This window comes from Rheinheimera sp. (genome assembly GCF_020217005.1).
Taxonomy (GTDB): Bacteria; Pseudomonadota; Gammaproteobacteria; order Enterobacterales; family Alteromonadaceae; genus Pararheinheimera.
Genome location: NZ_JAIWOI010000142.1, coordinates 1 through 10,000, shown reverse-complemented (window position 1 = coordinate 10,000; position 10,000 = coordinate 1). Strand labels below are relative to the sequence as shown.

General features: G+C 47.6%; 8 protein-coding genes. 7 read left to right on the top strand and 1 reads right to left on the bottom strand.

Features of this window, described 5'->3' with window-relative positions:
• From LDL40_RS06950 to LDL40_RS06935, 4 genes are all read left to right on the top strand, one after another.
• Positions 1 to 977: lytic transglycosylase domain-containing protein (locus LDL40_RS06950; protein ID WP_300994487.1), on the top strand; the 977-nt coding region annotated here is incomplete at its 5' end.
• Positions 974 to 1,636 (top strand): fumarylacetoacetate hydrolase family protein, encoded by a 663-nt coding sequence (locus LDL40_RS06945; RefSeq protein ID WP_300994486.1) that lies wholly within the window; start codon positions 974 to 976, stop codon positions 1,634 to 1,636. The genes LDL40_RS06950 and LDL40_RS06945, both read left to right, overlap by 4 nt.
• Before the next feature lie 13 nt (positions 1,637 to 1,649).
• Positions 1,650 to 2,147 carry a YcgN family cysteine cluster protein gene (locus LDL40_RS06940; protein ID WP_300994485.1) on the top strand — a complete coding sequence of 166 codons (498 nt, stop codon included), beginning with the start codon at positions 1,650 to 1,652 and terminating at the stop codon, positions 2,145 to 2,147.
• A 65-nt stretch (positions 2,148 to 2,212) separates the two neighbouring features.
• Positions 2,213 to 2,818 carry a mechanosensitive ion channel domain-containing protein gene (locus LDL40_RS06935; protein WP_300994484.1) on the top strand — a complete coding sequence of 202 codons (606 nt, stop codon included), beginning with the start codon at positions 2,213 to 2,215 and terminating at the stop codon, positions 2,816 to 2,818.
• A 136-nt stretch (positions 2,819 to 2,954) separates the two neighbouring features.
• Here LDL40_RS06935 and cysZ read toward each other — a convergent pair whose 3' ends face one another.
• Complete coding sequence (cysZ, locus tag LDL40_RS06930) at positions 2,955 to 3,671, bottom strand: sulfate transporter CysZ (protein ID WP_300994483.1); 717 nt, start codon at positions 3,669 to 3,671, stop codon at positions 2,955 to 2,957.
• A 193-nt stretch (positions 3,672 to 3,864) separates the two neighbouring features.
• Between cysZ and smc the strand changes: the two genes are divergently transcribed.
• The 3 genes from smc to ligA form a co-directional block, all read left to right on the top strand.
• Positions 3,865 to 7,290 (top strand): chromosome segregation protein SMC, encoded by a 3,426-nt coding sequence (gene smc, locus LDL40_RS06925; protein WP_300994482.1) that lies wholly within the window; start codon positions 3,865 to 3,867, stop codon positions 7,288 to 7,290.
• Between the two features lie 19 nt (positions 7,291 to 7,309).
• Positions 7,310 to 8,152 (top strand): cell division protein ZipA, encoded by an 843-nt coding sequence (zipA, locus tag LDL40_RS06920; RefSeq protein WP_300994481.1) that lies wholly within the window; start codon positions 7,310 to 7,312, stop codon positions 8,150 to 8,152.
• Between the two features lie 90 nt (positions 8,153 to 8,242).
• On the top strand, positions 8,243 to 10,000 hold a 1,758-nt coding region (gene ligA, locus LDL40_RS06915), incomplete at its 3' end, for an NAD-dependent DNA ligase LigA (RefSeq protein WP_300994480.1).

The window sequence follows — 10,000 nt, the reverse complement described above, 5'->3', positions numbered from 1 at the left end:
CAAGCAGTCAAACCGCTGTGAATAAAGGTAGTTTTGAACACTATGCCGCTTCTTTAAAACGGGAAGCTCTGCAAAAGGGCTACTCCAAAGCGCTGGTGAAAGAGGTTTTTGCCAGTTTAAAACATTACCAATCAGCTGTAGTGGCTGATAAAAAACAGCCAGAATTTACTGAAACTTTAGATACCTATTTACCAAAACGTATCAGTAAACAACGGATAGCTCTGGCGCGTAAGTACTACAAAGAACATAAGCAAGAGCTGGACGCTATAGGCCAGAAATATGGTGTGCAGCCACGGTTTATCGTCGCTTTGTGGGGCTTAGAAAGCAGCTTTGGCAAAATTATGGGCAACTATTCAGTGCCTTCGGCTTTAGCCACTATGGCTTATGACGGTCGTCGCGAAGCTTTCTTCAAAACCGAGTTTTTTCTGGCACTGGATATCTTGCAACAGGGCCATGTCAAATTGGCTGATATGAACGGATCCTGGGCTGGTGCTATGGGCCAAAGCCAGTTTATGCCAAGTGCATTTATGTCCTACGCTCAGGACGGCGACGGCGATGGGCATATCAATATCTGGCAAAGCCGCTCCGACGCTTTTGCGTCTATTGCCAACTATTTAAAAACCAGAGGCTGGGATAATAGCCAAACCTGGGGCAGAGAAGTGAAAGTACCAAAAAACTTTGATTTCTCTTATGTGATCCCAAAAGGCAGCAAAGACAGAACTCAGTGGCTGGAATGGTGGGCTAAATCTGAACGCTCTTTAGCTGCATGGCAAAATTTAGGAGTTCGCACCACTGAAGGCAAAGCTCTGCCTGCCCGTGATTTAAAAGCAGCCTTGGTGATGCCGGATGACGAACATGGCCGGGTCTATCTGGCTTATAGCAACTATCAGACTCTGATGCACTGGAACCGATCCTATTATTTTGTCACCAGCGTTGGGTATCTGGCGGATTTAATAGCTGCAGAGGATAAAGCATGAGTTATCAGCATCAGGACTATAGAGGGCAAAGCATTGAGCTGCCGTTGGGTAAAGTGCTTTGTATAGGTCAGAATTATCAGGACCATATTGCTGAGATGAACAGCAAAACAGCAGCAGAAGCGCTGTTTTTTATCAAGCCTAATACGGCTGTTGTTGCTATCCATCAGCCGTTTTCTATCCCGGATCAGTTAGGTGCAGTGCATAATGAAACAGAGCTGGCGGTGCTGATTAAGGCACCTCTGAGCAAAGTGACGCCTGAGCAAGTGCTGGACGCCGTCTGGGGTTATGGTCTGGCGCTGGATTTAACACTTCGCGATCAGCAAAAGAAGTTAAAAGAGCTGGGACGGCCCTGGGAGATTGCCAAAGGTTTTGATGGCGCTTGTCCTGTGTCGAGTTTTATTGCGGCGCATGAATTGGGGGATGTCCAGCAGTTAGCCTTTAGCCTGAAGGTGAATGGCGAACTACGCCAGCAAGGTGATACCAGCATGATGATCCGCTCTGTCAGTCAAATCATCAGCGAAATGTCACAGTTTTTTACCTTGTTACCAGGCGATCTGGTACTGACCGGCACACCCGCTGGTGTAGGACCGCTGAACAGCGGTGATCAGCTGGAATTGGCCTTGGCCGACAAGCTACATATTAAGACGTCAGTGCGCTGACAGAGAGGTCATAGTGTTAACAACAAAATTCTGGGAAACAAAAAGCCTGGAGCAAATGACAACAGAAGAGTGGGAAGCCGTTTGTGACGGCTGCGCTAAATGTTGTCTGAATAAATTTATTGATGATGAAGACGAAGAGGCAGAAGGCCCAACGGATTACATCAAACCTGACGAGCAAATTCATTTCACCAATATCGCTTGTCGTTATCTCGACAGCCATAAATGCGCCTGCACCGTCTATGAGCAGCGCACAGTACTGGTACCGGATTGCGTAAAACTGACGCAGGACAATTTAAAAGACATCTTTTTTATGCCTAACAGCTGTAGTTACCGCCGTTTGCATGAAGGTCGGGGCTTGCCGTCATGGCATCCTCTTCTGAACAACGGTAAAAAAAGTCTGATGCACAAAAAGCAAATGTCAGTGCGTAATAAGACCATCTCTGAAGATATGGTCGATATGGAAAAGTTTGAAGATTATATTGTGACCTGGGCTATTAACGATCTGGACTAAATGTTTTCAGTGGGTGTTCAGCGTTGTGTGGAAGAATGGCGGATTTTTGAAAGAGGGTGGCGGTTGTGCAAGAAGCCATGCAGATTTTGCATCAGTTTAAAGAGTTAATGGCTAGTTTTAGTCCGGCCATAGTTCAGATGGTCATTAGTGCGGTCATCATTCTGATTTATATAGTGCTTAGTCGCCGTATTGCGCCTTTTTTATACCGCACCATAGCGGCCAGTGTATTAAAAGAAGAAATGAATCGCCGTGCTTTAGTCGTGTTTCATATTCTGTTGTTTTTACTGCTGGTCGTTATTCTTAGTGTGGTTTGGGGCATAGATATCAAAGGCTTGCTGGTCCTTGCTTCGTCAATGATCGCTGTTATAGGTGTAGCCTTATTCGCCGCCTGGTCGCTTTTGAGTAACATCACGGCTTTTTTTATTATGTTAGGTCAACGTAACTTTGCGCCGGGTGCTGAAGTGAAAATTATCGACGGTTCTAACCATATTGAAGGCAAAGTGGTGGAAATTAATTTGTTCAGCACAGTACTGTTGACCAAAAACAATGATCAGGTGGTTTATCCGAATAACCTGATTGTGTCACGCCCAGTGATAGTGCAACACCACATCAAAGTGGATAAAAGTAAGGCTGTACACAGATGGCGGCGCAGACAGCCTGATCACCGTTAGTCTTGCTTGTTTGAACCCAAAGTAATTGATGTTGCAGCGAGGCGACAAGCGATTGAGACCCCAGGAGCATAGTTTCCCTATGTGACTGGGGCGAGAGAGTGAAGTCAACAAAGTTGCAGCTTCAAGTACGAAGGGTTTAGTCGGGCAGACGCAGGGCTTCGCGGAATTTATCCACCCACATGGCTGTGGCGCCACAAACCGCGACTGGCATAATCAGCAAATTAATCAGCGGTACCAGGCTAAGCAGATAGACGCTAATGCCAAAGGCATAACAAGGTTTCCACTGCAGTTTTAGCGCTTTGCGCATGGTATCAAAAGGCACTTTGTGATTATCAAAAGGATAATCACAATACTGAATAGCCAGCATCCAACTGCAGAACAAAAACCATAACAACTGACCTATGCCTGGCAGAATAAAAAACAGCAACAAAAACCCTATAGCACGTGGCAGACAGTAGACAAACTTTTGCCACTCACGGGCCAGCATGCGGGGCACATCTTTTAAAAATGCAGCCAGGCCCTGCTCAGGCAAAGGCTGTCCTGTTAAATGCAGTTCGGTTTTTTCGGCCAGTAAGGCATTAAAAGGAGCGGCGATAAAATTCGCCACCATAGTAAAAGTTAACGCCAGTCCCATCACAATAGAAAAAAGTGCCAAAGGCCAGACTAAAAAGCCAATAAAACCCAACCAGTCGGGTAGGGCTGCGACCACCTGTTCGACCCAGCCACCTAACTGACTGATTAAATAACCAAAAGCTAAAGCGAACAGTACCAGGTTGATGCTCAGCGGCACCAGTACATAACGTTTTAAGCCTTTGACACGAATTAAGTTCAGACCCTTCATCAGATAATGCATGCTGTTCCCCTACTGGTGCGAACCGATTCTGCTACGAATAGGGCGAGCATATAGGCCATGTCTCTGAGTCGCAACATAAAATCCGTAAGCAACTTTTTCAGCCTTTGGATTGAAAGCGGCCGTGACAGCGGCCCTGCTGTTCTGTTACATTCAGTTTTGTTAACAAAACCTCGGCCTTATTGTTCAGGGACAGATGCGTCTTAAGCAAATTAAATTAGCGGGTTTTAAATCCTTCGTTGACCCTACCCAGGTGGCTTTTCCCGCTGCGATGACAGCTGTAGTGGGGCCAAACGGCTGCGGTAAATCCAATGTCATTGACGCTGTACGCTGGGTGCTGGGCGAAAGCTCGGCTAAAAACCTGCGTGGTGATGCGATGACGGACGTTATTTTTAATGGTTCCACCCAACGCAAACCTGTGTCTCAGGCTTCAGTTGAACTGATGTTTGAAAACACCCAGGGCCGACTGCAAGGCACACTGGCCGATCGCAGCGAAATAGCCATCAAGAGGTTAGTGACAAGGGATGGCCAGTCGAATTATTTCCTCAATGGCACTAAATGCCGCCGTCGCGATATCACAGATATTTTCCTTGGTACAGGCTTAGGGCCACGCAGTTACGCCATTATCGAACAAGGTATGATTTCGCGGCTGATTGAATCCAAGCCCGCTGACTTACGTATCTTTATCGAAGAAGCCGCCGGTATTTCCAAATACAAAGAACGTCGGCGCGAAACTGAAAACCGTATTAAACATACCCGCGAAAACCTGGATCGTTTATCTGATGTGCGGGAAGAGCTGGGTAAAAACCTCGATAAGTTAAAACGTCAGGCGGCTGCTGCTGCACGTTTTAAGGAACTCAAAGCGCAGGAACGGAAGCTTAAAGCTGAATTGGCCTGTGTAAAATGGTTACACTTTCATGGCTTGCTACAAAAAACAGAGCTGGATATTCAGCACAAGCTGACCGAAATAGAGCAGTTTCAGGCCGCTCAATCCGGTGATCAGTTGCTGGTGTTGCAATTAAAGGAGCAGCAACAAGACCTACGCGCTGAGCAACAACAAGTGCAGCAGCAGTATTATCAGGTCGGTAACCAAATCACCCGCCTTGAACAACAACAACTGCATCAACGCCAGCGCCGTCAAAGCCTGACCGATGAGCTGCGCTCATTGCAACTGACCTTGCAGGAAGCCGACTCTTATATGGCACAGCAGCGGGAGCAATTGGCTGAACTTGAATTCCAGCTTGAAAATGCGACGCCTGAAAGTGAACTGAAACAAGAGCAGTTTGAAAGTCTGACTGAACAGGTGGAGCAGGCCGAAGAAGGTTATCTCGCAGCTCAGAGCGCATTACAACAATGGCAACAGCAGTTTTTTGCCTTGCAGCAGCAACAACAACAAACTCAGCTAAAGACGCAGCACAGCCAGCAACAACAGCAGCAGCTATTGAACCGTATCAGCCAGTTACAGCAAGAATTATCACAACTGGATGCAGTGGCCGATTCAACAGCGGCAGAGCCATTGCTTGCCAGGCAGCACCAAACACAGCAGCAATTTGAGCTACTGCAGCAGCAAAGCACTGAAGCAGAACTGAGCTATCAGGCGTTGCAACAAGAGCAGCAGGACCGTAAACAGCAGCAACTAGTGCGGCAAAGCGAGCTAAAGCAGCTGAAAAACCAGCAGGATAAACTCAGTCAGATCCAACAGCAGGTCAATAAACAGCAGCAACAACTGTTAAAGCAGTTGGAGATTGAGCCGAAATGGGCTAGGGCTGTCAGCCTGGTGTTGGGGGAACTTCAGCATGCGACAGCAGAGCTGGGCGCTACACAGGGAATTAAACAGGGGACTGAGCAAAGTGTTGTGTTACCCAGCCAGTTGAATGCTCAGGCTGGTACTTTAGCTGCAGTGATCCGTTCAGGCTTGTATCCGGACTCTTTCCATCAGGTGTTGCTGGCGGACAATATGGAACAAGCTCAAGCCAAACAAAAACAGCTACAACCCCAGCAGTCCGTGATTTGCCCGCAAGGCATCTGGTTTGGTAGCAACTGGCAACTGGTGCCGGGGCAAGCAGCTTCAGACAACTACTTAACGCGACAACAGCAATTGCTGGAACTGGCAGAACAAATCCAGCAGCTTGAACAGCAGTTAGCGGCAGATCAGCAGCAACAAACGCAATCCGATACTGAACTGGCAAGCAGTAAACAGCAGTGGCAACAAAGCCAGCAGCAGCTGCAGCAGACAAAAGATCAACTGCAAAAAATCAGCACCGACCTTCTGTTGCTGCAACAACAGCAGCAATTGCAGCAACAAAGACGGTTACAGGCCTCAAGCGAGCTGACGGCACAGCAGCAGGATTTTGACGTGTTAAGCCTGCAGCTTGAAGAGCTGGAGCAACAAGCTGAAATTTTAGATGAGCAGTATCAGACGCAAAAATCCAAAGAATGGCAACTGCAGCAACAGCTAAGTCAGAGTCAGCAACAGCACCAACAACTGAAACAGCAGCAAGACACAGTGCGTCAGCAACTTCAGCAGTTACAGCTGGAACAACAAAGTGCGCAAAAGCAGTTGAGTTTCAGCCAGCAGAATTTACAGCGAAGTCAGCAGCAACAGCAGCAGCTACAGCAGCGTTTTCAACTGGTGCAGGAGCAACTGGCCGAAGTGTCAGAGCCTGACGGCGAGCAACACGAAACTTTGCAGCTGTTGTTGGAACAACGGGCCGAAGTTGAACTTTTGGTGCAGCAAAAAGCCGAAGCTTTACATCAACTGGACGACAAGTTGCGTCAGGCTGAACAAGGCCACCAGGGCGTAGCGCACCTGTTGACGCAAAAACAAAAAGAACTGGCAGATTTACAGTTAAGTGCTGAAGGCTACCGGGTACGCGCCAACAATATGCTGGAACAGCTGACCGAGTTGCAGGTTAACTTTAAAGAGCTGAGTGAGACATTACCAGCAGAAGCCAATGAGCAGGAATGGCAGCAGCAGCTGGAAAAAACTCAGGATGCAGTGTCGCGTTTAGGCGCCATCAACCTGGCCGCTATTGAAGAGTTTGAACAGCAGGACCAGCGCAAGCAGTATCTGGATGCTCAACATCAGGATTTGGTTTCAGCATTAGAAACACTGGAAACTGCTATTCGCAAAATTGACCGCGAAACCAGACAAAAATTTAAAGAAACCTTTGAACAAGTGAATGATGGTTTGCAAACTTTATTTCCAAAAGTGTTCGGTGGAGGTAGTGCCTATCTTGATTTAACCGAAGAAGATCTGTTAGAAACAGGTGTAACTATCATGGCGAGACCGCCAGGCAAAAAAAACAGTACAATTCACTTACTCTCGGGTGGTGAAAAAGCGCTAACCGCTTTATCATTGGTGTTTTCGATTTTTCGATTAAATCCAGCACCTTTTTGCATGCTGGATGAAGTAGATGCACCTTTAGACGACGCAAACGTCGGCAGATTTTGTAATCTGGTACGGGAAATGTCGGAGACTGTGCAATTTATTTATATCAGTCACAATAAAATTGCCATGGAAATGGCGGCACAATTAATGGGGGTGACTATGCAGGAGCCCGGTGTGTCCAGAGTTGTGGCTGTAGATGTGGAAGATGCCGTGAAAATGGCACAAGCCTAAAAACTAAAAGGTAAAAGAGATGGCTGAGGAATTACGTTTAGTCTTGATTGTTTTGGGTGTGTTAGGTATCAGTGCTTTAGCTTTACACGGCTTGTGGACTGTTCGTAAAAATAACAAGGATATTGGTAAGTACGAACCTGAACCAGCGACCACAGATCCAACGACCAGAGCTGACGGCTTTGATGAACTGGGTATAGGGCGTAAGAGGGTATTGCAACCTGGCGAAAAACCTCAACCTAAACCGGCTCCTACGGTAGCGCCAAAAGCCAATAAATTACGTGAACCCGTAAAGGTACGTCGCGAGCCTGAGATAACAGAACCTTCTTTAGATATGGGCAGTTTTTCAGCCACTGACGAGCCCTATGCTGAAGCCGTAGCGGAAGAACAACAAGCCGCGTACGAAGCAGAAAAAGATCAAACAGCTCAGGCACCGGCCAACGAAGTGTTGATCCTGTATGTGCTGTTGCCTGAAGGTGAGGAAATCAACGGTTCTTTGTTGTTGCCATCGTTGCTGACACTTGGCTTTAAATACGGTGAAATGAATATTTTCCATCGCTTCCAGGACAACGCAGGTTCAGGTGAGGTGTTATTCTCGCTGGCCAATATGTTTAACCCTGGTACCTTCGATTTAGAAGATATGGATAAAATGAACACCCGTGGTTTAAGTCTGTTTATGACCTTGCCAGGGCCTGGTGAAGCCTTACAGAACTTTAACCTGATGCACAGTGCAGCGAAAAAACTGGCCGACGAGTTTGGTGGTCAGGTACTGGATGGTCAGCGCTCCGTACTGACAGTGCAAACAGTACGGCACTATGTAGAAAAAATCCGTGAGTTTCAGCGTCAGCGTCTGATCCACGGTTAATGCAATAATCATGTTAAAGAGGCCCCGTTTTCGGGGCTTCTCTATTTTAGAATTTTATGTTTTCGATTTTTAAGTGCCAGAGTAAACCTTATGAACCCAGCTATCCAACAACGCCTGCAGCAGCTTAAAGACCAACTGGCCTATCACAATCATCAGTATTATGTGCTGGACAACCCCAGTATTCCTGACGCCGATTACGATCAGTTGTTTTTGGAATTAAAGCAGATAGAACAACAGCACCCTGAACTAATCACCGCCGATTCGCCGACCCAAAGAGTGGGAGCGGCGCCTTTGAGCAAATTTGGTCAAATCAGCCATCAGGTCGCTATGTTGTCCCTGGATAACGCTTTTGATGCCGATGACTTTGCCGCTTTTTACAAACGTATGGCCGACCGTATTGATGCAAGCAAAGACTTTGAATTTTGTGCCGAACCTAAGCTGGATGGGTTAGCCGTCAGTATTCGTTACGAGCAAGGTTTATTGGTGCAAGCAGCTACCCGTGGTGATGGTTTTACCGGTGAAGATATTACCGCTAACGTGAAAACCATTCGGGCTGTGCCGCTGAAGTTACAAGGCGATGTGCCAGCTGTGCTGGAAGTGCGTGGTGAGGTTTTTATGCCATTGGCTGGCTTTGAGGCGATGAATGATAAAGCCCGCGCTTCGGGCGATAAAGTCTTTGCCAACCCTCGTAACGCCGCTGCTGGCAGCTTACGGCAATTGGATCCGAAGATCACTGCTACCCGGCCTTTGATGTTTTATGCCTATGCGGTAGGCGCTGTGGAAGACACAACGCAACTATTGAGCAGCAAAAGCCATTATGCCCGCTTGCAACAACTTAAAGGCTGGGGCTTGCCGGTGTGCCCGGAAATCCGCCATGTCACAGGCTTGCAAGCCGCGCTGGATTATCAACAAAGCATTTTAACTAAACGCGCCGCTTTGCCTTATGAAATCGATGGAGTGGTACTGAAAGTCGACGACTTAGCGCAGCAACAGGCGTTGGGTTTTGTCGCCCGCGCACCACGTTGGGCTATTGCCTTTAAATTTCCGGCTCAGGAAAAAACCACCACCTTATTGGATGTCGAGTTTCAGGTCGGTCGCACCGGTTCTATCACTCCTGTCGCGCGTTTAGAGCCAGTAGTGGTGGGTGGTGTCACCGTCAGTAATGCGACTTTGCATAATCAGGATGAAATTAACCGGCTAGGCGTCAAGATAGGCGATACGGTGATAGTGCGTCGGGCAGGAGACGTGATCCCCCAAATAGTTTCTGTAGTACTGGAAGAGCGCCCGGAAAGCGCCCGTGACATCCTGTTTCCTGCTGTTTGTCCTGTCTGTCAGTCCAGCATCGAAAGGGTGGAAGGTGAAGCCGTTGCGCGTTGTACAGGCGGATTATTTTGCGCCGCTCAGCAAAAAGAAGCGCTGAAACATTTTGTCTCGCGTAAAGCCATGGATATTGAAGGTTTAGGCGACAAAATCATCGAACAATTAGTCGAGCAAAAACTGGTGAAAACGCCTGCTGATATTTTCCGTCTGGATATGCCAGCTTTGGTGGGTTTAGAACGTATGGGTGAAAAACTGGCACTTAAACTGCTGAAATCTATCGAAGATTCGAAACAAACTACTTTGCCACGTTTTATTTATGCTTTGGGCATTCGTGAAGTCGGGGAAGCAACAGCGCTGAATTTGGCCAGCCACTTTGCGACGTTAGATGCAGTGCAGCAAGCCAGTTTAGAACAACTGCTGGAAGTGCCTGATGTAGGGGCTGTGGTGGCTGGCAATATCCAGCATTTTATGGCCGAAGAGCATAATGCTGCTGTGATAACTCAGTTGATTGAAGCCGGGATCCACTGG